The 23,623-nt window shown below is 68.1% G+C and carries 22 protein-coding genes; 10 read left to right on the top strand and 12 right to left on the bottom strand.

The genetic code is table 11. The features are described 5' to 3' along the window. Window positions 1-62 precede the first annotated feature (62 nt). From OSC30_RS10385 to OSC30_RS10375, 3 genes are all read right to left on the bottom strand, one after another. The gene (locus tag OSC30_RS10385) at window positions 63-1,502 is read right to left on the bottom strand and encodes an N-acetylmuramoyl-L-alanine amidase (protein ID WP_267171776.1); all 1,440 of its coding nucleotides are present in this window, start codon (window positions 1,500-1,502) and stop codon (window positions 63-65) included. A 172-nt stretch (window positions 1,503-1,674) separates the two neighbouring features. Next, the gene (tsaE, locus tag OSC30_RS10380; protein ID WP_267171775.1) at window positions 1,675-2,133 is read right to left on the bottom strand and encodes a tRNA (adenosine(37)-N6)-threonylcarbamoyltransferase complex ATPase subunit type 1 TsaE; all 459 of its coding nucleotides are present in this window, start codon (window positions 2,131-2,133) and stop codon (window positions 1,675-1,677) included. Next, window positions 2,130-3,620, bottom strand: coding sequence for an NAD(P)H-hydrate dehydratase (locus OSC30_RS10375; RefSeq protein WP_267171774.1), 1,491 nt, complete (start codon window positions 3,618-3,620; stop codon window positions 2,130-2,132). Before OSC30_RS10375 ends, tsaE begins: the two co-directional genes overlap by 4 nt. A gap of 39 nt (window positions 3,621-3,659) precedes the next feature. On the opposite strand from OSC30_RS10375, the gene queG reads away from it, so the two are divergent. Beyond that, on the top strand, window positions 3,660-4,733 hold the full coding sequence (gene queG, locus OSC30_RS10370; protein ID WP_267171773.1) for a tRNA epoxyqueuosine(34) reductase QueG: 1,074 nt from the start codon (window positions 3,660-3,662) through the stop codon (window positions 4,731-4,733). A 65-nt stretch (window positions 4,734-4,798) separates the two neighbouring features. Here queG and pgi read toward each other — a convergent pair whose 3' ends face one another. Together pgi and panD are read right to left on the bottom strand one after the other, a co-directional pair. Then, complete coding sequence (gene pgi, locus OSC30_RS10365) at window positions 4,799-6,427, bottom strand: glucose-6-phosphate isomerase (protein ID WP_267171772.1); 1,629 nt, start codon at window positions 6,425-6,427, stop codon at window positions 4,799-4,801. A gap of 137 nt (window positions 6,428-6,564) precedes the next feature. After that, window positions 6,565-6,951 carry an aspartate 1-decarboxylase gene (gene panD, locus OSC30_RS10360; protein ID WP_267171771.1) on the bottom strand — a complete coding sequence of 129 codons (387 nt, stop codon included), beginning with the start codon at window positions 6,949-6,951 and terminating at the stop codon, window positions 6,565-6,567. Window positions 6,952-7,200: 249 nt separating this feature from the next. Here panD and metG point away from each other — a divergent pair, with 249 nt between their 5' ends. Beyond that, window positions 7,201-9,279, top strand: a complete 2,079-nt coding sequence (gene metG, locus OSC30_RS10355) for a methionine--tRNA ligase (RefSeq protein ID WP_267171770.1) — start codon at window positions 7,201-7,203, stop codon at window positions 9,277-9,279. A gap of 100 nt (window positions 9,280-9,379) precedes the next feature. Here the strand turns inward: metG and OSC30_RS10350 are convergent, their stop codons facing one another. After that, the gene (locus tag OSC30_RS10350; RefSeq protein ID WP_267171769.1) at window positions 9,380-9,673 is read right to left on the bottom strand and encodes a hypothetical protein; all 294 of its coding nucleotides are present in this window, start codon (window positions 9,671-9,673) and stop codon (window positions 9,380-9,382) included. Window positions 9,674-9,750: 77 nt separating this feature from the next. Between OSC30_RS10350 and OSC30_RS10345 the strand changes: the two genes are divergently transcribed. Together OSC30_RS10345 and nth are read left to right on the top strand one after the other, a co-directional pair. Next, complete coding sequence (locus OSC30_RS10345; protein WP_267171768.1) at window positions 9,751-10,368, top strand: RnfABCDGE type electron transport complex subunit B; 618 nt, start codon at window positions 9,751-9,753, stop codon at window positions 10,366-10,368. Beyond that, complete coding sequence (gene nth, locus OSC30_RS10340; RefSeq protein WP_267171767.1) at window positions 10,365-11,003, top strand: endonuclease III; 639 nt, start codon at window positions 10,365-10,367, stop codon at window positions 11,001-11,003. Before OSC30_RS10345 ends, nth begins: the two co-directional genes overlap by 4 nt. Before the next feature lie 70 nt (window positions 11,004-11,073). Here the strand turns inward: nth and OSC30_RS10335 are convergent, their stop codons facing one another. The 3 genes from OSC30_RS10335 to OSC30_RS10325 form a co-directional block, all read right to left on the bottom strand. Continuing rightward, on the bottom strand, window positions 11,074-11,856 hold the full coding sequence (locus OSC30_RS10335) for a sulfite exporter TauE/SafE family protein (RefSeq protein WP_267171766.1): 783 nt from the start codon (window positions 11,854-11,856) through the stop codon (window positions 11,074-11,076). 39 nt (window positions 11,857-11,895) lie between these two features. Next, a complete protein-coding gene (locus OSC30_RS10330; RefSeq protein WP_267171765.1) occupies window positions 11,896-12,321 on the bottom strand; it encodes a protein tyrosine phosphatase family protein in 426 nt (141 codons plus the stop codon). Window positions 12,322-12,604: 283 nt separating this feature from the next. Continuing rightward, entirely contained in the window at window positions 12,605-13,855 is a 1,251-nt protein-coding gene (locus OSC30_RS10325) for a porin (protein WP_267171764.1), read from the bottom strand. Window positions 13,856-14,054: 199 nt separating this feature from the next. On the opposite strand from OSC30_RS10325, the gene rnt reads away from it, so the two are divergent. From rnt to phoU, 6 genes are all read left to right on the top strand, one after another. Then, window positions 14,055-14,714 carry a ribonuclease T gene (gene rnt, locus OSC30_RS10320; RefSeq protein ID WP_267171763.1) on the top strand — a complete coding sequence of 220 codons (660 nt, stop codon included), beginning with the start codon at window positions 14,055-14,057 and terminating at the stop codon, window positions 14,712-14,714. 122 nt (window positions 14,715-14,836) lie between these two features. Further along, the gene (gene pstS / locus OSC30_RS10315; protein ID WP_323374210.1) at window positions 14,837-15,925 is read left to right on the top strand and encodes a phosphate ABC transporter substrate-binding protein PstS; all 1,089 of its coding nucleotides are present in this window, start codon (window positions 14,837-14,839) and stop codon (window positions 15,923-15,925) included. Between the two features lie 164 nt (window positions 15,926-16,089). Further along, window positions 16,090-17,100 carry a phosphate ABC transporter permease subunit PstC gene (pstC, locus tag OSC30_RS10310; protein ID WP_267171762.1) on the top strand — a complete coding sequence of 337 codons (1,011 nt, stop codon included), beginning with the start codon at window positions 16,090-16,092 and terminating at the stop codon, window positions 17,098-17,100. Then, entirely contained in the window at window positions 17,100-17,963 is an 864-nt protein-coding gene (gene pstA, locus OSC30_RS10305) for a phosphate ABC transporter permease PstA (RefSeq protein WP_267171761.1), read from the top strand. Before pstC ends, pstA begins: the two co-directional genes overlap by 1 nt. Before the next feature lie 7 nt (window positions 17,964-17,970). Continuing rightward, on the top strand, window positions 17,971-18,771 hold the full coding sequence (gene pstB / locus OSC30_RS10300) for a phosphate ABC transporter ATP-binding protein PstB (RefSeq protein WP_425474744.1): 801 nt from the start codon (window positions 17,971-17,973) through the stop codon (window positions 18,769-18,771). Between the two features lie 72 nt (window positions 18,772-18,843). After that, complete coding sequence (gene phoU, locus OSC30_RS10295) at window positions 18,844-19,560, top strand: phosphate signaling complex protein PhoU (RefSeq protein WP_267171760.1); 717 nt, start codon at window positions 18,844-18,846, stop codon at window positions 19,558-19,560. Window positions 19,561-19,672: 112 nt separating this feature from the next. Here phoU and OSC30_RS10290 read toward each other — a convergent pair whose 3' ends face one another. From OSC30_RS10290 to rnr, 3 genes are read right to left on the bottom strand one after another with little or no spacing between them, the layout of a single operon-like run. Continuing rightward, entirely contained in the window at window positions 19,673-19,966 is a 294-nt protein-coding gene (locus tag OSC30_RS10290; RefSeq protein WP_267171759.1) for a CBU_0592 family membrane protein, read from the bottom strand. Next, window positions 19,963-20,715: a 23S rRNA (guanosine(2251)-2'-O)-methyltransferase RlmB gene (gene rlmB / locus OSC30_RS10285; protein ID WP_267171758.1), complete on the bottom strand. Its 753-nt coding sequence runs from the start codon at window positions 20,713-20,715 to the stop codon at window positions 19,963-19,965. Before rlmB ends, OSC30_RS10290 begins: the two co-directional genes overlap by 4 nt. Next, window positions 20,712-23,591, bottom strand: a complete 2,880-nt coding sequence (gene rnr / locus OSC30_RS10280) for a ribonuclease R (RefSeq protein WP_267171757.1) — start codon at window positions 23,589-23,591, stop codon at window positions 20,712-20,714. Before rnr ends, rlmB begins: the two co-directional genes overlap by 4 nt. Between the last annotated feature and the right edge of the window lie 32 nt (window positions 23,592-23,623).

Here is a 23,623-nt window from a genome sequence, read left to right as displayed (position 1 = left end):
CGCAAGCTTAAAGCGTAGGCGTGGCGTTGCCCATGCCGGGACAGGGGTGCCGGGGGCCGGGATCAGCCCGCGGGGATCGCCAGCACCGCCCCGGCCTGCAGCGCATCGCTGCTCATGCGGTTGGCGCTCTTGAGCGCACGGACGCTTACGCCGTAGTGGCGGGCGATGCTGCCCAGGTTCTCGCCGCGCTCGACCCGGTGCAGGTCGCGCACGTTGGCGTCGGCGCGGGCGCTGGCCATCGACGTGGCCGGCCTGGCGGTGGACGCAAGGGTGCCGTTGCGGCGCATCGCCTGCGCGGCAAACCAGGTGCCGGGCGGCGGGGTGGCTTCGAAGTAGTTGCGCACGCCGCCCATGACCGCCTCGGCCAACTTGCGCTGGTGCTTGGGATCGCGCAGCTTGCGCTCTTCGGTCGGATTGCTGATGAAGGCGGTCTCGACCAGGATCGACGGCACGTCCGGCGAGCGCAGCACCACGAAGTTGGCGTGCTCGACGTAGCCGCGGTGGGTCGGGCCCAGCTTGGCCAGTGCCTTGAGCACGTTGCCGGCGATCGCGTCGCTGGCCTGGATCGCGTAGCCCTGCTGCAGGTCCAGCAATACGGCCGCGAGGCTGTCGTCCTTGTCGTCCAGCGACACGCCGCCAATCAGGTCGGCGCGGTTCTCGCGGTCGGCCAGCCAGCGCGCCGCCTCGGAGGTCTTGCCGCGCGGCGACAGGACCCACACCGACGAACCCTTGGCGTCGCCGCTGCGGAAGGAGTCGGCATGGATCGAAACGAACATGTCCGCGTTCTGCTCGCGGGCGATCTGGTAGCGGCGCTTGAGCGGAATGAAGGAGTCGCCGTCACGCGTCAGCACGGCCTTCATGCCCGGCTGCTTGTTGATCTCGTCGGCCAGTGCGCGGGCCACCGCCAGGGTGACGTCCTTCTCCTGCGTGCCGCTGGGGCCATGCGCGCCAGGGTCGACGCCGCCGTGGCCGGCATCGACCGCGACGATCACCTTACGCTCGCCACCGAGCAGCGCAGCCGCCTGTTTTGCCCCCGCGCCCACGCTGTTGTGGGTCGGCTTGATGCCGGCCAGGGCACCCGGCTTGCCGTCGTCGGCCGAGGCATCTCCACCCGGGTAGAGATCCAGCACCAGGCGATAGCCGTGTTCGCCGGAGGGCTTGAGCAGGAAGCTTTTCGATTGCGCGCCGTCAGTGGCGCGCGTCAGCAGGCGCAACTCGCCGCCCGCCTTGTCGCTCTCCAGGCCCTGATAGAGGCCCTGGGCGGCGGGAACATCGAATCCGCGGGCCAGGCCGCTGCCGTCCAGGTCCAGCGCGATCGTGTCGCCATCGCGGCTGAGCTTGTAGTGGACCGGGCCGGACAGGTCGAATACCACGCGGGTGTACTCGGGGCCGGCCCAGACGCGCGCAGCCTGCACGTCGGCTGCCTGCGCGGGACACAGCGGCAGCGCGGCGGCAAGAGCCACCAGACCGAGATTTCCCAGGCGCGCGAGCGTACGTGTCATGGCGCCGATTGAAACCCAGCAAAAACGCGATTGCAAGGGTTTTTCCCTTGGATATCCATAACCTGCACCGTATTTGTCATCCGAACCCAAGGTATCGGCGGCAAGCCGCGCTTTTGCAGTGCAAATCCGGCCGGATCGGCAGCGGGATGCTTTTTTCTTACGGAACCGTAACTTAGCTTTCGCCCAGGCGGCCCAACAGGGCTTCGCCGCGGGCGCTACGGGGCTCGGCGCGGGCGCGTCGCCCGCTGCCGGTGTGCTCCAGCTCCAGCACCAGATCCGCCGCCGGCAGCGCGCCGGTGCCGCGCTCGGGCCACTCCACCAGTACCAGCGCGTCGGGGTCGCCCAGCGCGTCCAGCCCCAGCCATTCCAGTTCGCCCGGGTCGGCGATGCGGTAAAGGTCCAGGTGCCAGGCAGCGAGATCGCCGGCGCGATAGGACTCGACCAGGCTGTAGGTCGGGCTCTTGACCCGCTCGCCCACGCCCAGCGCGGTCAACAACGCACGGGCGAAACTGGTCTTGCCGGCGCCGAGATCGCCGTGCAGGTAGATCACCAGGCCGCCGTCGACCGCGACGGCGAAGCGTTGCGCCAGGGCGCTGGTGGCGGTGTCGTCGGGGAGGGTCCAGTAGCTCATGCATCCAGTCCGTTGAGCAGGCGGCGAAGGGGGGAAAGCAGATCGCTGGCGACGAGTCCGCGCTCGCCCTCGCGTGCGGCCCGGTCGCCAGCGCGTGCATGCAGGCCTACGCCCAGGCGTGCGGCGTCACGCGCCGTGCAGCCCTGCGCCAGCAGCGCGGCGATCAGGCCGGTGAGCAGGTCGCCCATGCCGCCCGAGGCCATACCCGGGTTGCCCCACGGACAGACGTCCAGACGGCCATCCGGATCGGCAATCAGCGAACCCGCACCCTTGAGGACCGCGACGGCACCGAAGTGCCGGGCAAGCGCGCGGACGGCGACGAAACGGTCGCGCTCGACCTCGGCAATGGCGCAGCCGAGCAACCGGGCGGCCTCGCCGGGATGCGGCGTGAGCACCACCTGGCGCGCGGCATCGAAACGGCGCGGCTCGGCGGCGAGCAGGTTCAGCCCATCGGCATCGAGCACCAGCGATTGCGGAGCGTCCAGCGCGGTCAGCCACAACGCGTGGCCCCAGGCGCCCTGCCCCAGCCCCGGGCCGACGGCCAGCACGCTGGCGCGCTCCAGCAACGGTTCCAGCGCCTGTGGCCCGTTGACCGCATGCGCCATCAGTTCGGGGCGGGCGGCGTTGAGCGCGACCAGGTGTTCCGCCCGTGTCGCCACGCTGACCAGGCCGGCGCCGCCCCGCAGCGCAGCTTCGCCGCACAGGCGGACCGCACCGGCGGTGCCGTGCTCGCCGCCGATGGCGAGCACGTGTCCGTTGCGGCCCTTATGCACATCGCGCGGGCGCGGCGGCAGGGTGGCCGCTTCGAGCACCTGCGCGTCCGGTGCCGGCCCGTCCTGCCACAGGGTTTCGGGCAGGCCCAGCGTGGCCAGCTCCAAAAACCCTGTGCGTGCGCTGGCCTGCCCGGTGTGCAGGCCGCGCTTGGCAGCGATGAAGCTCACCGTGAGCTGGGCGCGCACCGCCACGCCGGGGCAATGACCGGTGTCCGCATCCAGGCCCGAAGGCACGTCCAGCGCCAGGATCGGCGCGCCGGCCGCGTTGAGGCGCTCGATCAGGGCGGCTGCGGCCGGTTGTGGCGGACGGTTCAGGCCGATGCCGTAGAGCGCATCGACATGCACGTCGGCGTGGGGCAATGCGGCGCTGTCTTCCCAGTGGCGCACCGGCAGGCCGGCCTGCTCGCAGGCCGCGCGCGCGCGGGCCGCGTCGCCTTCGCCCACGGTATCCGCCAGCGCCACGACTTCGACCGCCAGCCCGGCCTCGTGGGCCAGCAGGGCGACCAGGTAGCCGTCGCCGCCGTTGTTGCCCGGTCCGCAGTACACCGCGATGCGCTGCGCGTGCGGCCAGTGCCGGCGCAGGCTGGCAAACGCGGCGGCGGCCGCCCGCCGCATCAGTTCGCCGGCGGGGATACCCAGCGCCTCGATGGCGCGCCGGTCGAGCGCGCGTACCTGGGCTACGGTGTAGAGGGCGTGGCAATGCGGCGCAGTCATGGGCCGATTATAGGTGTGGCCCGCAATTACAATGGCGCCATGTCCGTTGTTCCCTCCCCCGATCACGCCGCGCTGGCCCGCGATATCAAGCTGTGGGCGCGCGAGCTCGGTTTCGCGCAAACCGCGATCAGCGGCGTCGAGCTGGGCGATGACGAGTCGCACCTGGCGCGCTGGCTGGGCGAAGGCCTGCACGGCGAGATGGATTACATGGCCCGCCACGGCACCCGCCGCAGCCGGCCGGCCGAGCTGGAGCCGGGCACGCTGCGAGTGATTTCCGTACGCATGGATTACCGCGCGCCCGGCGCCCGCCACGCCTGGGACGTGCTGAACGATGGTGAGGCGGGCTATGTATCCCGCTACGCACTCGGCCGCGACTATCACAAGCTGATGCGCAACCGCCTGCAGAAGCTGGCCGAGCGCATCCGCGCGGCCATCGGCGAGTTCGGCTACCGCGCCTACGTCGATTCGGCCCCGGTGCTGGAAAAGGCGCTCGGCCGCAATGCGGGGCTGGGCTGGATCGGCAAGCACACCGTGCTGATCAACAAGGATGCCGGCTCGTACTTCTTCCTCGGCGAGCTCTACACCGACCTTCCGCTGCCAGTGGATGCGCCGGCCACCGCGCACTGCGGCACCTGCTCGCGGTGCATCGACGTCTGCCCGACCCAGGCCATCCTCGGCCCTTACCGGCTCGACGCGCGGCGCTGCATTTCCTACCTCACCATCGAGTTGAAGGGCTCGATTCCCGAGGAACTGCGCGCGCCGATGGGCAACCGCATCTTCGGCTGCGACGACTGCCAGCTGGTGTGCCCCTGGAACAAGTTCGCGCAGGACGCCACCGAGCCGGATTTCGCCCCACGGCACAGCCTGGACGGGGCGAAGCTGGTGGAGCTGTTTGCCTGGAGCGAGGAGGAGTTCCTGCGGCGCACCGAGGGGATGGCGATCCGCCGCACCGGATACGAGGGCTGGCTGCGGAACATCGCGGTGGCGCTGGGCAATGCACCTTCGTCGACGGAAGTGGTGGCCGCGCTGCGTGCGCGCGAACGGCATCCTTCGCCCGTCGTCCGCGAGCACGTGGCCTGGGCGCTGGCACGGCACAGGGACCAGCTCCTGTAGGGTAGGCTTCAGCCCACCGCTTCGATGGCGCCCGCGAGCGATGGGCTGAAGCTCACCCGACGCCGTCAACTACGGCGTTCGTGGATGGCGGCAATCAGCGCGCAGGTGGCCGCATCCAGCGGCGGCACGTCGGACTGCTCGCCGCGCAGCGCCGGCAGGATCTGCCGCGCGATGCTCTTGCCCAGCTCCACGCCCCACTGGTCAAACGCGTTGATGCCCCACAGGTGGCCGAGCAGGAACACCTTGTGCTCGTACAGTGCGATCAGCGCGCCCAGGCTTTCCGGGGTGAGCGCATCGAGCAGGATCACCGAGCTGGGGCGGTCGCCCGGGAAGGTGCGCTGCGCGGCCAGTTCGTGCCCTCCGTCCGGGCTTTCCGCCAGCGCTTCCTCGGCGGTCTTGCCCAGCGCCAGCGCGGCAGCCTGTGCAAGCAGGTTGGACAGTAGCGCATCGTGGTTGCCGTGCAACGGGTGGGCCGGGTTGACGATGCCGATCAGGTCCAGCGGCACCACTTCGGTGCCCTGGTGCAGCGCCTGGAAGTAGGCGTGCTGGGCGTTGGTGCCCACGCTGCCCCACACCACCGGCACGGTCGGCTGGCCGACCGGCACGCCCTGTGGCGTCACCGATTTGCCCAAGCTCTCCATCTCCAGTTGCTGCAGGTAGCTCGGCAGGTCGCCGAGCAGGTCCGCATAGGGCACCACCGCGCGCGTGGGATGACCCAGCACGTCGCGGTTCCAGATCTCGACAAGTGCCAGCAACACCGGCAGGTTTTCCTGCCATGGCGCGCTGCGGAAGTGGTCGTCCATGCGGGCGCCGCCGGCCAGCACCGCGCGGAAGCCTTCCATGCCGACCGCCAGCGCCAGCGACAACCCGACTGCCGACCACAACGAGTAGCGCCCGCCGACGTAGTCCCACATCGGGAAGATCTGCTTCAGCGGCACGCCCCAGCTTCCGGCCACTTCGGTGTTGGCGCTGACCGCCAGGAAATGCCGCGCCACCGCGCGCTCGTCGCCATTGCAGGCCTCCGAAATCCAGCCTCGCAGCACGTTGCCGTTGAGCAGCGTCTCCTGCGTGGTGAAGGTCTTGGAGACCATCACCACCAGCGTGGTCTTCGGGTCGAGTCGGTTGATCAGGTCGAACGCGGCCTGGCCGTCGACGTTGGTCAGGAAGTGGCTGCGCACCTTCGGCGTGCGGAACGGCGCCAGTGCGGCGACCGCCAGCCGCGGGCCCAGGTCGGAACCGCCGATGCCGATATTGACGATGTCGGTCACCGTCCCGGGCAGACCCAGGGCTTCCTGGCGACCGTCATGCACGGCATCGACCAGTTCGCCGATGCGCGCAAGCGTCGCCTCGATCTCGCGTTGCGCCTCGGCGGGTGCGGGTGAAGGCATCGCCGAGCCGCCGGCGCGCAGCGCCGTATGCAGCACCGCACGCCCTTCGGACGTGTTGATCGGCGCGCCGGCGAACATTGCATCGCGCGCGGCCTGCCAGCCACTGGACTCAAGTTGCGCGCCCAGCGCGTCCAGCGCCGGCACATCGAGCTTCTGCCGGCCGAGGTCGAGCAGCAGCGGCCCGGCGCGATGGCGCAGCCGCGCGCCGCGCGCCGGATCGGCGATCAGCGTGCGCAGGTGGGTCTGCGAAAGACGGCGGGCATGGTCGGCGAACAGCGAGGCGTACGTCGGGACGTTGGCTGGCATGGGCAGACGCGCTGGCTAGGGAAGCCTTGCATCTTAAGCCGGGCACGCGTGAGGAACACGTAGGGTGGGCTTCAGCCCACCGCCACGCCGCCGCAGATCAACGGTGGGCTGAAGCCCACCCTACCGTCTATCGCAGGTCAGGCCGCGGCCATCTGCTTGGGGATCGAACGGTTGGTGTGGCTGATGCGGTTGTCCGCATTCACATAGACCAGCGTCGGCTGGAACTTCTCCAGCTCCGCCTCGCTGAGCTGGACGAAGGCGGCGACGATGATCAGGTCACCGGCCTGCGCGCTGCGCGCGGCGCTGCCGTTGACCGAGATGATCCCGGAACCTTCCTCGGCGCGCAGCGCGTAGGTCACGAAGCGCTGCCCGCTGTTGATGTTCCACGCGTGGATCTGCTCGTACTCGCGGATGCCCGAGGCATCCAGCAACAGGCCGTCGATCGCGATCGAGCCCTCGTAGTGCAGCTCCGCGTGGGTCACCGTGGCGCGGTGGATCTTGGCCTTGAGCATGTTCAGGTGCATGGCGTATCTGGTTTCCGGCAGGAACAGCCTGCTGTCCGCCAATTATCGAGCCCCTCGCGCTGCATCGCAACATTGCGTCCTGCTCCCTCCCCCGCGGGCAGGGGGGAGGGTCGGGCGGGTCCCACCTGATTGCGAAGAACCCACTCCCTCCCAACCTCTCCCTGCAAGCCGGGGAGGGGCGATTGGCCATCCAAATCGCCAGCCGGCCGCGTGCCATAATGTGCGATTCCGCCGCAACGCCACCCCGCCATGAACCGCCGCCTGCTCGTCACCAACGCCCTGCCCTACGCCAACGGCCCGCTGCACATGGGCCACCTGTTGGGCTACATCCAGGCCGACATCTGGGTGCGCGCGCAGCGCATGGCGGGCAGCGAGGTGGTATACGTCTGCGCGGACGACGCCCACGGCACGCCGATCATGCTGGCGGCGCAGAAGGCCGGCACGACGCCGGAGGCCTTCATCGAGGGCATCCGCGCCGGCCATGAGGCGGATTTCGCCGGGTTCGGCGTGCACTTCGACCACTACCATTCGACCCACTCGGAAGAAAACCGCGAACTGGCGACGCTGATCTACACGCGCCTGCGCGAGGGCGGTTTCATCGCCCGCCGCGACATCAAGCAGCTGTTCGATCCGGAAAAGGAAATGTTCCTGCCGGACCGCTACATCAAGGGCACCTGCCCGCGCTGCGGCACGCCCGACCAGTACGGCGACAACTGCGAAAACTGCGGCGCCACCTATGCACCCACCGACCTGATCGAGCCCTACTCGGTGGTCTCCGGCGCCGCGCCGGTACTGCGCGATTCGGAGCATTACTTCTTCGAGCTGTCCAAATTCGAGGCCTTGCTGCGCGACTGGTTCGCCGGCCGCTACACCGGCGGCGCGCCGGTGGCCAACCCGGGCGTGGCGGCCAAGCTGCGCGAATGGCTGGACGCCGGCCTGAAGGACTGGGACATCTCGCGCGACGCGCCCTACTTCGGCTTCCCGATTCCCGATGCCCCCGGCAAGTTCTTTTATGTGTGGCTGGATGCGCCGGTTGGCTACCTCGCCAGCTTCAAGGCGCTGTGCGACAAGACCGGCCTGAAGTTCGACGACTTCCTCTCGCCATCCAGCCGCGCCGAAATGCACCATTTCATCGGCAAGGACATCATAAACTTCCACGGCCTGTTCTGGCCGGCGATGCTGCACGGCGCCGGTTTGCGCACGCCCACCGCGCTGCACGTCAACGGCTACCTGACCGTCAATGGCGCCAAGATGTCCAAGTCGCGCGGCACCTTCATCCAGGCGCGCACCTACCTCGACGCCGGCCTCAACCCCGAGTTCCTGCGCTACTACTTCGCCAGCATGCTCGACGACGCGCCGGTGGACGTGGACCTGGACCTGAAGGCCTTCGAGGAGCGCGTCAATTCGCACCTGGTCGGCAAGTGGGTGAACATCGCCAGCCGCACCGCCGGCTTCGTCCACAAGTTCTTCGACGGCCGCCTGGCTGCCCACTTCGGCACTGCCGAAAAAGAGCTATGGAACACGTTGCTGGAGCAGTACGACGGCATCGATGCGCTCTACGACGCGGGCGATTTCGCGGAAATCACCCGCCGGTTCGTGCTCATGGCAGACGTGGTCAACGGCCACATCGCCGCCACGGCGCCGTGGGCCATGGCCAAGGACGCGGCGCGGCGCGACGAGCTGCACCATGTCTGCTCGTTCGCGATCGCCGCCTTCCGGCTGCTCGCGGGCCTGCTTAAGCCGATCCTGCCGGCCACCGTCGCGGCGGCCGAAGCGTTCCTCCGCGCGCCGATCGTCGACTTCGACAATGCCCGCGCGGAACTGCACAACCACACGATCGGATCGTTCGAGCCGTTGCTCGGCCGCATCGATCCCAAGCGCATCGAGGCGATGATCGACGCTTCGAAAGAATCACTCGCGCCCGCTCCGGCGGTCGCGCCCAAGCCTTCCAGGGAAACCCGCAAGACCATGACCGAACCTGCCTCCGACACGCCCGCCACCATCTCCATCGACGACTTCGCCAAGCTGGACCTGCGCATCGGCAAGGTCACCACCTGCGAGCTCGTGGAGGGTTCGGACAAGCTGCTGCGCTTCGAGCTGGACGCAGGTCCCTTGGGCATGCGGCAGATCTTCTCCGGCATTCGCGCCGCCTACGCCGAGCCGGAAAAGCTGGTGGGCCGCAACGTGGTGTTCGTCGCCAACCTTGCGCCGCGCAAAATGCGGTTCGGCCTGTCCGAGGGGATGATCCTGTCCGCCGGCGAAGGCGGCGGCGATCTGTTCCTGCTCGATGCCGACCAGGGCGCCAGGCCCGGCGCCACCGTTCGCTGAAAGCCTGCTTTCGTAGGAGCCCGCTTGCGGGCGATGCTTTTCGCGAATTGAAGAAGAGCATCGCCCGCCAGCGGGCTCCTGCAGGATCCGGAGCGCGTGTTCAGCGCGCGTAGGTAACGAAGAAGCCCACCAGGTCGCCGTTCTCGTTGTACGCCTCCAGGTCCACGAAGTGATAGCCGCGCGCGGCGTACTCGGCGTGGCTCTTGGTCAGCTTGTTGGCCATGTGGTTCTTGCGGAAGCCCAGCGTGGCGTCGACGAACACGGTGACGGTGTCGGCGGAGACGGACTCTGCCTGCGCCGGGGTGGCATGCGCCAGGCACAGCGTGCCGCCGATGCCGACGGCGGCGGCCAGCGCCAGCGAGGCCAGGCGCAGGGAAGGACGAAACGGGGTCATGTGAAGCTCCTACGGACTTGCGAGACAATGGAGCGCTGATTATGCCGATGCCCGCCCGGCAACGCGCCCGGAACACCATGAACGACGTCACCGATCTCGCCACCCGCATCGATGCCCTGCTGCCGCAGACCCAGTGCGAGCAGTGCGGCTTCCACGGCTGTCGCCCGTACGCCGAAGCGATGGCACGCGGCGACGCGCCGATCAATCGCTGCCCGCCCGGCGGCGCGGCAGGCATCGCCCGACTCGCCGCCTTGCTGCACACACCCGTGCTGCCGCTCGATCCCACCCACGGCGTGGAGAAGCCGCGCACGCTCGCGCACATCGTCGAGGCCGACTGCATCGGCTGCACCAAGTGCATCCAGGCCTGCCCGGTCGACGCCATCGTCGGTGCGGCCAAGCTGATGCATACCGTGCTGCCCGACCATTGCACCGGCTGCGAGCTGTGCGTGCCGGCCTGCCCGGTCGATTGCATCGAGCTTGAACCTATGCCGCTGGCGCAGGTGGAGGATACGGCGCAGGCGGATACGTCCCGTGCGCATTTCCAGCGCCGCGAAGCGCGCCTGGCGCGCGAGCGTGCCGAGCGCGAGGCGGAACTGGCCTCGCGCAAGGCCGCCGTCGACGCGCCCGCCACCCCGCAGAACCCGGTGCTGGCGGCGCTTGCCCGCGCCCGCGCCAGGCAAGGCTCCAAGGCATGAAGCGCGCCGACGTAGTCGAACTGTTCACCCGCCTGCGTGAGCTCAACCCGCACCCCACCACCGAGCTCGAATACCGCACGCCCTTCGAGCTGCTGGTCGCCGTGGTGCTCTCCGCGCAGGCCACCGACGTGGGCGTCAACAAGGCCACCCGCAAGCTCTACCCGAAGGCCTGCACGCCGCAGGCGATCCTGGCGCTGGGCGAGGAAGGCCTGAAGCGCTATATCAGCACCATCGGCCTGTACAACGCCAAGGCGAAGAACGTGATCGCGCTGTGCCGCATCCTCGTCGAGCAGCACGACGGCGAAGTGCCGCGCACGCGTGAGGCGCTCGAAGCCCTGCCGGGCGTGGGCCGCAAGACCGCCAACGTGGTGCTCAACACCGCCTTCGGCGAGCCCACCATCGCGGTGGATACGCACATCTTCCGCGTCTCCAACCGCACCGGCCTGGCGCCGGGCAAGGACGTGCGGGCGGTCGAGGACAAGCTGGAAAAGGTGGTGCCGGCCGAGTTCAAGCAGGACGCCCACCACTGGCTGATCCTGCACGGGCGCTACGTCTGCAAGGCACGCAAGCCCGACTGCCCGCTCTGCCCGATCCGCGACCTTTGCCGGTACAAGCACAAGACGCCACCGGCATAGCCTCCTGCAAGGAGGCTTGTAGGAGCGGCCTTGGGCGCGACCGCCATCCCGGTCGCGCCCAAGGGCGCTCCTACACCATCCGGATCGAACGGTAGAGCATGTACAGCGCCACCACCACGATCACCCCGGCGAAGACCACGTTGAGCGTGCCGCGCGTCCTGGCCAGGCGGCGCGCCCCCAACGCGCCCAGCCAGCCGCCGATCACGCCGCCACCGATGAATTCGGCCGCGATACGCCAGTCGACCAGGCCGGAAGCAGCGTAGTTGCCCGCGGTGGTCGCCGCAAAGATGCCGACGGAGAACAACGAAGTGCCGATGGCATTGATGATCTCCATGCCGCTGGCAAACATCAGCCCCGGCACGATCAGGAACCCGCCGCCGATGCCGAAGAAGCCGGCCAGACCGCCAGCACCGACGCCCACGGCGCCAAGCCGCGGCAAGGTATGGGGCAACGGATAACGATCCGGCCCGCCGCCGCGCCGCCCGCGCAGCATCAGGAAGGCCACCACCAGCATCAGCAGCGCGAACAGCGCCAGCAGGCGGTGGCCATCCATTGCCTTGCCCACGCTCGAGCCCAGCCAGGCGCCGAGCACGCCGGCGGCGGCGAACACGAACGCCGCACGCCAGCGCACGTGCCCGGCGCGCGCGTGCGGCAGCAGATTGGCAAAGGCATTGGCCGACACCGCCAGTGCGCTGGTGCCGATCGCCACGTGGGGTTCGCGCACGCCGACGACGTAGAGCAGCAGCGGTGTGGCCAGGATCGAGCCGCCGCCGCCGATCAATGCAAGCGAAAAGCCGACGACCGAGCCGCAGAGAACTGCCAGCAGTCCGCCGGCTTCGGGCAGCAGGGTCATCGCGACATCCAGTGGCGCCCGGTAATGTGGCCCGCTCGCTCAGGCACGCCGTGCCGCACGCAACCGCGGCGCGAGGGCGGCCAGGTCGTAGCCCGCATCACCAGCGATCCTTACCACCACATCGGCGTCGGCTGCCCGAGCCGCCTGCAGCGCCCACAGCGACGTCGAGCGCGTACCGGTGCGGCAGAACGCCAGCATCGGCGCGGGCAGTTCGTCGATAGCCCGGGCCATCGCGTCGATCATGTCGGGCTGGTATTGCCCGGGAACCACCGGAATATGGCGGTAGGCCAGGCCATGCGCGAGCGCGGCGTCGGCCATCTCGGCGCTGGTCGGCTGGTCGTCCGCCTCGCCGTCGGGGCGGTTGTTGATCACGCTGCGGAAGCCGGCGGTCGCGAGATCGGCCAGTTCGCCCGGCAGGATCTGCGGCGAGACACTGATGTTGGCGGTGAGCTTGCGGATCTGCATGACACGCTCCTCTGGCCGACGGTGAGCTGGATCGTTTCCTGTAGGAGCTCACTTGTGGGCGATGCTCCCGACTTCGATGGCACGCCAGGAGAAAGAGCATCGCCCACAAGTGGGCTCCTGCAAAGATAACCAGACGAGCGCCAAAAAAATAACGGCGGGCTTGCGGCCCGCCGTTGTCCCTCCCTGGGTAGAACTCCCTTCCGATAACTACTCCTTGACACGCGGCTAATCATCCACGAGCCGCGTGAAGATTTGCTCAACACACTGCAAACGCAATGCCTGCCTAGAACGCCACTTCGCCGAACACGCCGATCTCGTTCGTTTTCACGTTTTGTACATGCGGCGGTACCGGATCGGCGACCGAATGTTCGGCCTTCTGGTGCTTCCACACGGCGGCCAGCTTGAAGCCCTTGGTCACCTGGTACTGCAGGCCGAGGTTGTAATAGACGTCGCCGGCGTCCTCGTCCAGGTCCTTGCTCAACGTGGCGTTGTCGTAGCGGGCGAACAGGTCCACCTCGTCGGTCAGTGCGACCGAGCCCCACAGCGAGTAGCCGTCGGCCTTGTCCTCGATCGGACCGAGCACCAGGCTGCCCCAGTTCTTCGCGGTGAAGTATTCGGCGCCCACGCGCACCTTCTTGCCCGCGTAGGCGACCATGACGTCGCCGCGCTGGGCCGTGTGCGTTGCGTCGATGTTTTCGGTCTCCTCGCCCAGGTGTCCGCTGTAACCACCGACCGCCACCACCATGCCCTCGAAGGGCACGAAGCCCACGCGCGCCTCGAAGTCCACGCCCTTGCTGCGGGCGGGATGCTTGTAGCCGCCGCCGTTGACCACCGACACCGCGTAACTGGCCGACTTGTTCGCGCCGAGGTCGCCGAACAGATGCAGGCCCCAGTCGGCCGAGTTGGCGTACTTCAGGCGATCGGTGAGCGTGTTCTCGACGTAGCGGAAGCCGTAGTACTTCTCCACGAACGGGATCCAGGGCATGTCCGCCGAGCCGATGCGCAGCACGGCCGCCGGGTCGAACCTGCCCTGCACGTAGGCCTTCTTGACGAACAGGTTGGTCTGGCCATCGTTGCTGACGTAATTGAAGTCGGTGGTCAGGTTGGCCGACCAGATGTCGTTGAACGCATGGTCCACGCCCAGGTAGAAGCGCTTGACGTCCAGGCCGGTGCCGGAGGCATCGGTCTTGCCGGTGTCGCTGTTCTTCTGGTCGATGTTGCTGAAGTCGAAGTACATCTTGCCGGAGAAACGGGTGTCGGCCAGCGCCTTGTCCAGCGAGGACGAGGACGTGGCCTGGGCCTTGCGCATCGCCGCGATGTCCTGGCCCGTGCTCACGTTGATATCGGACTGCGCATCGGTGCGCTGCTCCAGCTCGTCGACCTTGGCCTGCAGGGTGGCCAGTTGGGCCTTGAGCTGCTCGACCGTTGTGCTGGCGGACGGCGGTGCATCCTGCGGGGCGGCTGCCGCATGCACGCCGGTGCCTGCCAGCCCCAAACCGGCGGCGATCGCCGCCACGAGCATCTTCGAACGCATGTACTTCTCTCCTGTGGGTAAGAACCACTCGACCGCCCCCTTCGATACGGATGGCCAAGCAGGGACGGTGCAGAGGATGCGGCACGCGTTTTACGGTTCCATGCCGTTTGCATGACAGGGAAAAGACAGGCGGCCCGCGCACCAGCGACCGACGGCCGATACACGCAATCGGGCGGACGCGCGCTGATATGCTTCGTCGATGGAATTCACAAGCAACAGCATGGCCGCCCGCATGTGCCAGCGGTTCCGCGGCTTCATGCCGGTGGTCGTCGACGTTGAGACCGGTGGCTTCGACGCCGAAGGCGACGCGCTGCTGGAAATCGCCGTGGTCACCCTGGGCATGGATGGCGAGGGCTACCTTCACCCGCGCCCGCCGGTGTTCACCCACGTCGAGCCCTTTCCCGGCGCGCGCATCGATCCGCGCTCGCTGGAAATCACCGGCATCGATCCAGACAACCCATTGCGGGGGGCGCTGTCCGAGCGCCAGGCCCTGGACCATGTGTTCGCCCCGGTACGCCAGGCCATGCGCGAGAGCGAATGCCAGCGCGCGGTGCTGGTCGGCCACAACGCCGCCTTCGACCTGGCCTTCCTCAACGCCGCCGTGCGCCGTTGCGGGCACAAGCGCAATCCGTTCCATCCGTTCAGCTGCTTCGACACCGCCACACTGAGCGGGCTGGCCTACGGACAAACCGTGCTGAGCAAGGCGGTGCAGGCGGCCGGGCATGCCTTCGACGGGCGCGAGGCGCATTCGGCCATCTACGATGCCGAGCGTACGGCCGAACTGTTCTGCTCGATCGTCAACCGCTGGCGCCGGCTGGAGACGCTCGAGCGGGATCAGGCTGGGCTGACGCTCAGCTGATCGTTGCAGGAGCGCCCTTGGGCGCGACCGCGATCCCGGTCGCGCCCAAGGGCGCTCCTACAAGGCGGCTGTCATCCGGCTGAAATATTTCCCTCATCCGGCTGCAACACGATTGTCCTCAAATGCGTTCGACGGGAATTGCCCGCGACGCATCTTTGAAGAGAGGAACGAACGTGTTGACTGCAACCACCACCGTTTCCCGCCTCGGCTCGGCCGCCGTGCTGGCCGCCGCCACCCTGCTGGGCGCCAACGCCGCCCAGGCCACCGACATCACCGGTGCCGGCTCGAGCTTCGTCTACCCCGTGATGTCTCGCTGGTCGGCGGACTACGCCGCCAAGACCGGCAACCGGCTCAACTACCAGTCGGTCGGCTCCGGCGCCGGCATCGCGCAGATCAAGCAGGGCACCATCGACTTCGGCGCCTCCGACGCGCCGATGACGGCCGCGGACTTGAAGAAGTTCGGCCTGGGCCAGTTCCCGGTGGTCGTCGGCGGCATCGTGCCGGTGGTCAACATCGCCGGCGTGCAGTCCGGCCAGGTCAAGCTCGATGGCGCCACGCTGGCGGACATCTTCCTGGGCAAGATCCGCAACTGGAACGATCCGAAGATCGCCGCACTCAACACGGGCCTGAAGCTGCCGGCCGGCAAGATCACGGTGGTGCATCGCTCCGACGGTTCGGGCACCTCGTTCAACTTCACCAATTACCTGTCCAAGGTGAGCAACGAGTGGGCCTCGAAGGTCAAGTTCGGTACCGCGGTCGACTGGCCGACCGGTGTGGGCGGCAAGGGCAACGAAGGCGTGTCGCAGTACGTCAAGCAGATCAAGGGTTCGATCGGCTACGTCGAATATGCCTATGCGGTGAAGAACAAGATCAGCTGGGTCGATCTGAAGAACGCCGCCGGTAACGTGGTTTCGCCGAGTGCCGACAGTTTCGCCGCGGCGGCCGGCACCGCCGACTGGGCGAGCGCGAAGGACTTCAACCTGATCATGACCAACGCGCCGGGCGCCAAAGCCTGGCCGATCACCGCCACCACCTGGGTGGTCATGTACAAGCAGCCCCGCAGCGCCGAGCGCAGCTCGGTCGCGTTCGATTTCTTCAAGTGGGCACTGGAGAACGGCCAGGCCCAGGCCGCCGCACTGGATTACGTTCCGCTGCCGCAGGGTCTGGTGCAGAAGATCGAGGCGTACTGGGCGAGCGAGTTCAAGCACTGAGTGTTCCTCCCGCTCGCCTGATCAGCCCCTCTCCCCCGCTTGCGGGGGAGAGGTTGGGAGAGGGGGAGGCTCTTCGCTCGATGCGGCACCAGAGCCCCCCTCTCCCCAGCTCTCTCCCCGCAAAGCAGGGGAGAGGGAGCTTTCTTCGCAAGGCCCGAAATCTCATGCCAGAACCTGTCATTGCCATCGCCGCCCCCGAACACCGCGCCACCCGCGACGCCCGCCACGACCGCCTGTTCGCCGGCCTGCTGAAAGCCTGCGCGTTCCTGGTGCTGGCCGCGCTGCTCGGCGCCGCGTTTGCCACGCTGTGGGGCGGGCGCGAGGCGTTCGACACGTTCGGCTGGCGCTTCCTGACCAGTGCCGCGTGGGATCCGGGCAGCCAGGAGTACGGCGCGCTGGTGCCGGTCTACGGCACGCTTGCCACCTCGGCCATCGCACTGCTGATCGCCGTGCCGGTGAGCTTCGGCATCGCGCTCTATCTTTCCGAAGTGGCGCCTCGCTGGCTGCGCACGCCGGTGGCCTCGGCGATCGAGCTGCTGGCGGGCATCCCTTCGATCATCTACGGCATGTGGGGCCTGTTCGTCTTCGCGCCTTTCTTCGCCGAGCACATCAAGCCCTGGCTGACCACCTACCTGGGCAACAACCCGGACGACGGCAATCCGTCGTGGGTGGCCGGGCACGTGCCGTTCATCGGCAAGATGTTCGCCAGCGACTATCCGTTCGGCGCCAGCATCCTCACTGCCGGCATCGTGCTGGCGATCATGATCATCCCCTTCATCTCCTCGGTGATGCGCGAGGTGTTCCAGACCGTGCCCACGCGGCTGAAGGAGTCGGCCTATGCGCTGGGCTCGAGCACCTGGGAAGTGTCGTGGGACATCGTGCTGCCCTACACCCGCTCGGCCGTGATCGGCGGCATTTTCCTGGGACTGGGCCGCGCGCTGGGCGAGACCATGGCGGTGACCTTCGTACTCGGCAATGCGATGGACCTGTCCGCCTCGCTGCTGGATCCGGGCGCCTCGATCGCCTCGACCATCGCCAATCAATTCAGCGAGGCGGTCGGCCTGCAGAAGTCGGCGCTGATGGCGCTGGCCTTCCTGCTGTTCGTGGTGACCTTCGTCGTGCTGCTGATCGCGCGGCTGATGCTGCGCCGGCTGGCCAGCCGGGAGGGCCGCTGATGGACGCGCTGTACCTCCGCCGCCGCCTCACCAACGCGCTGGCGCTCGTCCTCAGTACAGCCGCCACGCTGGTGGGGCTGGCCTTCCTGGCGTGGATCCTGTGGGAGACGTTGCGCCAGGGCATCGCCGCGCTGGATCTGAAGCTGTTCACCAAGATCACCGCCTATGGCGACCAGGGCGGCCTGGCCAACGCGATGGTCGGCAGCCTGATCATCAACGTCGTCGGCATCGCCATCGCCACGCCGGTCGGCGTGCTGGCCGGTACCTGGCTGGCCGAGTACGCCAATCGCACGCGGCTGGGCGAGACGATCCGCTTCTTGAACGACATCCTGTTGTCCGCGCCCTCGATCGTGATGGGCCTGTTCGTCTACACCATCATCGTGCTGCCCAGCACCGCGCTGAGCGACGGCAACACCACGTTTTCCGGCTTCGCCGGTGGCGTGGCGCTGGCGCTGATCGCGCTGCCGGTGATCGTGCGCACCACCGACGAAATGCTGCGGCTGGTGCCCTCGACCCTGCGCGAGGCGGCGCTGTCGCTGGGCGTGCCGCAGTGGAAGCTGACCTCGCAGATCCTGCTGCGCGCGGCGCGCTCGGGCATCGTCACCGGCGTGCTGCTGGCGCTCGCCCGCATCAGCGGCGAGACCGCCCCGCTGCTGTTCACCGCCTTCGGCAACAACTTCATGACGCTCGACCCGATGGACAAGATGTCCAGCCTGCCGCAGGTGATCTACCAGTACGCCAACGACCCGGGCGAGGCCATGCACGCGCTGGCCTGGGCCGGCGCCTTCGTGGTCACGCTGTTCGTGTTGCTGCTGAGCCTGGCCTCCCGTCTGCTGTTTACCCGCAAGGTGTCCCATGACTAGCCGATCCATGAATGCCGCCCTCGCCCTGGCACCCTCGATGGCGCCGCCGGTGGCCGAACCCAAGCTCAAGGTGCGCGACCTCCACTTTCATTACGACGGTTTCCATGCACTCAAGAACATCGGCATGGACATTCCCGAAAGCCAGGTCACCGCGATCATCGGGCCCTCCGGCTGCGGCAAGTCCACGCTACTGCGCATCTTCAACCGCATCTATGCGATCTATCCGAAGCTCAAGGCCACCGGCTCGATCGAGCTGGATGGCGAGAACATCCTCGACCCGCGCTATTCGATGAACCGCTTGCGCAGCAAGGTCGGCATGGTGTTCCAGAAGCCGGTGCCCTTCCCCATGACGATCTTCGAGAACGTCGCCTACGGCATCCGCCACCATGAGCGGCTGTCGCGCGCCGATCTGGAGGCGCGCGTCGAGCAGGCGCTGCGCGCCGCCGCGTTGTGGGACGAGGCGAAGGACAAGCTCAAGGCGAATGCGCTGGGACTTTCCGGCGGCCAGCAGCAACGCCTGTGCATCGCCCGTGCGATCGCGCTCAAGCCCGAAGTGCTGCTGCTGGACGAGCCGACTTCCGCACTCGACCCGATCGCCACTGGCCGCATCGAGCAGCTGATCGAAGAGCTCAAGAGCCAGTTCACCATCGTGATCGTCACCCACAACATGCAACAGGCGGCACGCGTGTCCGACCGCACCGCCTTCATGTACCTGGGCGAGCTGGTCGAGTTCGACGAAACGGAGAAGATCTTCACCAAGCCCGGCAAGAAGCAGACCGAGGATTACATCACCGGGCGGTTTGGCTGACTTCTGAAGCCCCTCTCCCGCCCTTCGGGCACCCTCTCCCGATGGGAGAGGGATAAAACCATGAGGCATCCCATGACCAAAGACCACATCATCAAAAGCTACGACAGCGAACTGGCAAGGCTGACCGGCGAGATCGTGCGCATGGGCGAGCTTGCCGCCGCGCAGCTGGAGGCCGCCATCGATGTCGTCGAACGCCGCGACGACCGCGCCGCGCAGCGCGTGGTGGCCAATGACGACGCCATCGACGCGCTGGAACAGGAAATCAGCCACGACGTGGTCCGCCTGCTGGCCCTACGGGCCCCGATGGCGGGCGACCTGCGCAATGTATTTGCGGCCCTGCGCATCGCCTCCGACATCGAGCGCATCGGCGATTACGCCGCCAACATCGCCAAGCGCTCGATCCCGCTGTCGATGGTCGCCCCGGTGACGCCCACCAGCGGCCTGGGGCTGCTCGCCCGGCTGGCCGCCGCGGAGGTACGCGACGTGCTGGCCGCCTACGCGCGGCAGGATGCCGAGCAGGGCTATCAGGTGTGGAAGCGCGATGCCGGGCTGGACGAGGCCTATACCGGCTACTTCCGCCAGTTGCTGACCTACATGATGGAAGACCCGCGCAACATCACGCCCTGCACGCACCTGCTGTTCATGGCCAAGAACATCGAGCGCATCGGCGACCACGCGACCAACATCGCGGAGAATCTCTGGTACCAGGTGTACGGCGAACCGCTGGGCAAGGAGCGCGACAATCGCGACCTGACCTCGCATCCGGAGATGCCCAGGCTGGGGGGCTGAGGCGAGGCCTCCCCATCCGCCCTGCGTGCAGTCCCCCGAAGGCGGAGGAAGGATCCAGGATGGCGACTCCGGATCCTTCCCCCGGACAGGCGGAGGGGGCGACCGTGCGAGCCTACACGTCCGTCCCCGTTCCCCCACTGATCACCTTGTCCGCCCGCCGCCGCCTCGCGCTGCGCACGATGCCGAAGATCCCGATCGCCATCCACGCCACCTCGAGCGCGAATGCCGAGACGTTGAAGGCGCCGAACAGCAGCGACAGCGTCACGCCCAGTGCGCCCAGCACGTTCATCAACTGATAGGTCAGCCCGTTGCCATGCAGCTTGTGGGCCTGCAGCAGCAGGAACGCGAGCACGACCAGTATCACACCGATGAAACCGGCCCAGTCGTACCAGAACAGCGCATTCATCGCTTCGCCCCCCGTTGTCGCAACGCCTCGAACAGCACCACGCCGGTGGCAACCGACACGTTGAGGCTTTCCATCGCGCCCGGCATCGGGATCTTCGCCACGAAGTCGCACAGCTCGCGGGTGAGGCGGCGCATGCCCTCGCCTTCGCTGCCGAGCACCAGCGCGACCGGACCGCGGAAGTCGACCTCGTAGACGGACGTATCGGTATCACCGGCCAGGCCGGTGATCCAGACGCCGGCATCCTTGAGCTCGCGCAGCGTGCGTGCCAGGTTGGTGACCGCCACCAGCGGCACGCGGTCGGCGCCGCCGGCCGAAGCACGCCGTACCACCGGCGTCAGCCCGACCGCGCGGTCCTTCGGCACGATCACCGCGGTGGCCTTGGCCGCCGCGGCGCTACGCAGGCAGGCGCCCAGGTTGTGGGGGTCGGTGACGCCGTCGAGCACCAGCACCAGCGTCTCCATGCCGTCGCGCTCGAGCAAACTGGCCAGCTCGTCCTCGTGCGTCATCGGCGGCGGCTCGTACAAGGCCACGACGCCCTGGTGGCGCGCCTGCCCGGCGACCTTGTCCAACTGCTCGCGCGGGCGATGGTGCACCGGGATGTGGTGGCTCCGGGCTTGGTCGATCAGTTCCTTGATGCGCGCGTTGCGCTGCGCGGTGGCGACATCCACCAGCACTTCGCGCACGCGCGAGGCGTCGTTGGCGAGGGCGCCCTCGACCGGGTTGATGCCGACGATCCAGCTTTCGCTCATGCCTTGCCCTTCGGTTTGCGTTGCCGGCCCGGCCGCTTGGCGGCATCGGAGGCGGCTTCAAGTGCCTTGCGCTTGCCACCGCCGGCTTTGGCCTGCGTAGCCGGGTTGTTCTTGCCGTTGTCCACGGCCCGCTTGTTCCTGGCCTGCCCGCCTCTGGTCTGGCCGCCCGCGGCCGCCCCTTGCCTGGCCGCGCCGTTTTCAGCACGTGCACCGCCGGCCTGGCTGCCCCTGGCTTGCGACCTGGATTCGGGCGGGACAGCCGATCGGCCGATCGCCTCGGAAGCCAGCTTGGTCGCCTTGGTGCGTGCCTTCGGGCGACCGGTCTCGGCCGGAAGCGCCTGCCGGCCCATCGCCTCGGACGCTACCTTGGCAGCCTTGCCGCGCGGGGCGCGATTATCGCTCGCGGCGGGCGCCGGTGGGGCCGTTTCGATCGCTGCCGGTGCGCCGCGCCCGAACGCGCGGCCCACCGCCCTGGCGGCGCGACCGAACATCCCGGGCGGCTTGGCTGCCGGCGCCGCAGACGCCTTGGGCAGCGAGTAGCGGTCGCCGCTGGCGCTGTAATCGAACGCCTTGCGTGGGGCAGCGGGCGGCGCGGCCTGGTCGCGCCGTGGCACCAGCCGGAAATCGATCTTGCGGTCCTCCAGGCTGGCGCGCAGCACCTGCACGCGCACGTGGTCACCCAGGCGGAACTGCTCGCCCGTGCGCTCGCCCTTGAGCAGTTTCCGGACGGGATCGAAGTGGTAATAGTCGTTGGCCAGCTGGCTGATGTGCACCAGGCCGGACACGCGCGATTCCTCCAGCTCCACGAACAAGCCGAACGAGGTGACGCCGGTGATCACGCCGTCGAACTCGCTGCCGACGTGCTTGGACATCCAGGCGGTCTTGAAGCGCTCGTCGACGTCGCGTTCGGCCTCCTCTGCGCGGCGCTCACGCTGCGAGCAGTGCACCGCCATCGACGCCATGTCGCTGGGCGAATAGACGTAGTCCGAGGGCTTGCCGCCGGTCAGCGCGTAGCGGATCGCGCGATGCACCAGCAGGTCCGGATAACGCCGGATCGGCGAGGTGAAATGCGCGTACGCCTCCAGCGACAGGCCAAAGTGACCGCGATTCTCCGGCTGGTACGCGGCCATGCTCTGCGAGCGCAGCAGCACCGACTGGATCAGCTCGCGCTCGGGACGGTCGTGCACCATGCGCAGGACGTCGGCGAAGTCGCCGGGCGTGACCTCCTCCACCGGCGGCATGCGCAGCTTGAATTCGCGCAGGAACTGCTGCAGGTCCTCGTACTTCTCCGCCGGCGGCGGCTCGTGCGCGCGAAACAGCGCGGGAATCTTCTTCTTGCTGAGGAAGGTGGCCGCCTGGACGTTGGCGGCGATCATGCATTCCTCGATCAGCTTGTGCGCATCGTTGCGCTGGGTGGCGCCCATCGCCTCCACTTCGCCGCGCTGGTCGAGGCGGAACTTCACCTCCGGCGTCTCGAAGTCGATCGCGCCGCGGCGCTTGCGCTGCGCGGCCATCGCCTTGTACAGCGTGTGCAGGTGTTCCAGTTGCGGCAGCACGTCGGCGACCTGGTCGCGCGCTTCCGGATCGAGCAGACCCACCGCCTGCCACACGATGTCGTAGGTAAGCCGGGCGTGCGAGCGCATCACCGCGTCGTAGAACTTCGACTTGACGACCTCGCCGTCGTCGTCGATCTGCATGTCGCAGACCATGCACAGCCGCTCGACCTTGGGGTTGAGCGAACAGATGCCGTTGGACAGGGTCTCGGGCAGCATCGGCACCACGAAACCGGGAAAGTAGGTCGAGGTGCTGCGCTCGTAGGCTTCACGGTCCAGCGCAGTGCCAAGCTTGACGTAGTGCGAGACGTCCGCGATCGCCACGATCAGGCGCCAGCCACCGCCGCGGCGGGGCTCGGCGTAGACCGCATCGTCGAAGTCACGCGCATCGGCGCCGTCGATCGTCACCAGCGGCAGCTTGCGCAGGTCGGTACGGCCCTGGCGCTCGGCAGCGGTCACCTCCGGCTCGACCTGCGCCGCATCGCGCAGCACTTCGGGTGGCCACTCGTGCGGCAGATCGTGGCTGGCGATGGCCATCTCCACCAGCAGCGAGGGCTGCAGGCGTTCGCCCAGTACCGAAACGATGCAGCCCAACGGGCCGCGGTGCGGCGTCGGCGGGTCGGTGATCTCGGCCACCACGATCTGGCCGGCGCGGGCGCCCGCTTCCTTGCCCGGAGGAACCATCACGTCCTGGTGCAGGCGGCGGTCATCGGGCGAGACCAGGGTGACGCCGTTCTCGATCACCACCCGCCCGACCAGCCGCGCCGAGCGCCGCTGCAGCACTTCGGCGATGGCGCCTTGGCGGCGGCCGCGACGATCGATGCCGACCACGCTGGCGAGCACGCGGTCGCCGTGCAACACCATGCGCATCTGCTGTGGCGACAGATACAGGTCGTCGCCGCCTTCGTCGGGGCGCAGGAAGCCGTAGCCTTCGGCGTTGGCCAATACCACGCCGGGGATCAGGTCGAGCTTGCGCACCGGAGCAAAGTCGCCACGGCGGCCCTGCAACAACTGGCCGTCGCGCACCATCGCGCCAAGACGCTTGCGCAGCGCGGCGATGTCATATTCGTCGTGCAGGGCCAACGCCTCGGCGATGCGCGCCTCGCTGAGCATCTCGCCGCGCTCGTCCAGCAGCGCCAGGATCGCCTCGCGGCTGGGAATGGGTCGCTCGTAGCGTTTCGCTTCGCGCTCGGCGAACGGATCGCGCCCGCCCTTGGCATGAGTGTGCCCGGCGGTCGGCGGCGCGCGGCGCCCACGCGGTGCGCGGGTCTCGGCACCGGTATCGCCGCCCTTGCCGGTGCGGGGTGTCTTCTTTCTGGTCACGAAATGTCCTTGTGGTCGAGCACCGCGCAGCA

This window comes from Frateuria hangzhouensis, from assembly GCF_026410505.1.
In the GTDB taxonomy this organism is placed as follows: Bacteria; Pseudomonadota; Gammaproteobacteria; order Xanthomonadales; family Rhodanobacteraceae; genus Frateuria_A; species Frateuria_A hangzhouensis.
The sequence above is the reverse complement of the archived record's forward strand: the minus strand, read 5'-3'. Positions and strand labels throughout refer to the sequence as shown.

What these genes read in the sequence shown, in the direction of transcription:
- OSC30_RS10385 (WP_267171776.1), bottom strand. Translation starts at nt 1,502, where the DNA reads ATGACACGTACGCTCGCGCGCCTGGGAAATCTCGGTCTGGTGGCTCTT.
- tsaE (WP_267171775.1), bottom strand. Translation starts at nt 2,133, where the DNA reads ATGAGCTACTGGACCCTCCCCGACGACACCGCCACCAGCGCCCTGGCG.
- OSC30_RS10375 (WP_267171774.1), bottom strand. Translation starts at nt 3,620, where the DNA reads ATGACTGCGCCGCATTGCCACGCCCTCTACACCGTAGCCCAGGTACGC.
- queG (WP_267171773.1), top strand. Translation starts at nt 3,660, where the DNA reads ATGTCCGTTGTTCCCTCCCCCGATCACGCCGCGCTGGCCCGCGATATC.
- pgi (WP_267171772.1), bottom strand. Translation starts at nt 6,427, where the DNA reads ATGCCAGCCAACGTCCCGACGTACGCCTCGCTGTTCGCCGACCATGCC.
- panD (WP_267171771.1), bottom strand. Translation starts at nt 6,951, where the DNA reads ATGCACCTGAACATGCTCAAGGCCAAGATCCACCGCGCCACGGTGACC.
- metG (WP_267171770.1), top strand. Translation starts at nt 7,201, where the DNA reads ATGAACCGCCGCCTGCTCGTCACCAACGCCCTGCCCTACGCCAACGGC.
- OSC30_RS10350 (WP_267171769.1), bottom strand. Translation starts at nt 9,673, where the DNA reads ATGACCCCGTTTCGTCCTTCCCTGCGCCTGGCCTCGCTGGCGCTGGCC.
- OSC30_RS10345 (WP_267171768.1), top strand. Translation starts at nt 9,751, where the DNA reads ATGAACGACGTCACCGATCTCGCCACCCGCATCGATGCCCTGCTGCCG.
- nth (WP_267171767.1), top strand. Translation starts at nt 10,365, where the DNA reads ATGAAGCGCGCCGACGTAGTCGAACTGTTCACCCGCCTGCGTGAGCTC.
- OSC30_RS10335 (WP_267171766.1), bottom strand. Translation starts at nt 11,856, where the DNA reads ATGACCCTGCTGCCCGAAGCCGGCGGACTGCTGGCAGTTCTCTGCGGC.
- OSC30_RS10330 (WP_267171765.1), bottom strand. Translation starts at nt 12,321, where the DNA reads ATGCAGATCCGCAAGCTCACCGCCAACATCAGTGTCTCGCCGCAGATC.
- OSC30_RS10325 (WP_267171764.1), bottom strand. Translation starts at nt 13,855, where the DNA reads ATGCGTTCGAAGATGCTCGTGGCGGCGATCGCCGCCGGTTTGGGGCTG.
- rnt (WP_267171763.1), top strand. Translation starts at nt 14,055, where the DNA reads ATGGAATTCACAAGCAACAGCATGGCCGCCCGCATGTGCCAGCGGTTC.
- pstS (WP_323374210.1), top strand. Translation starts at nt 14,837, where the DNA reads ATGCGTTCGACGGGAATTGCCCGCGACGCATCTTTGAAGAGAGGAACG.
- pstC (WP_267171762.1), top strand. Translation starts at nt 16,090, where the DNA reads ATGCCAGAACCTGTCATTGCCATCGCCGCCCCCGAACACCGCGCCACC.
- pstA (WP_267171761.1), top strand. Translation starts at nt 17,100, where the DNA reads ATGGACGCGCTGTACCTCCGCCGCCGCCTCACCAACGCGCTGGCGCTC.
- pstB (WP_425474744.1), top strand. Translation starts at nt 17,971, where the DNA reads ATGAATGCCGCCCTCGCCCTGGCACCCTCGATGGCGCCGCCGGTGGCC.
- phoU (WP_267171760.1), top strand. Translation starts at nt 18,844, where the DNA reads ATGACCAAAGACCACATCATCAAAAGCTACGACAGCGAACTGGCAAGG.
- OSC30_RS10290 (WP_267171759.1), bottom strand. Translation starts at nt 19,966, where the DNA reads ATGAATGCGCTGTTCTGGTACGACTGGGCCGGTTTCATCGGTGTGATA.
- rlmB (WP_267171758.1), bottom strand. Translation starts at nt 20,715, where the DNA reads ATGAGCGAAAGCTGGATCGTCGGCATCAACCCGGTCGAGGGCGCCCTC.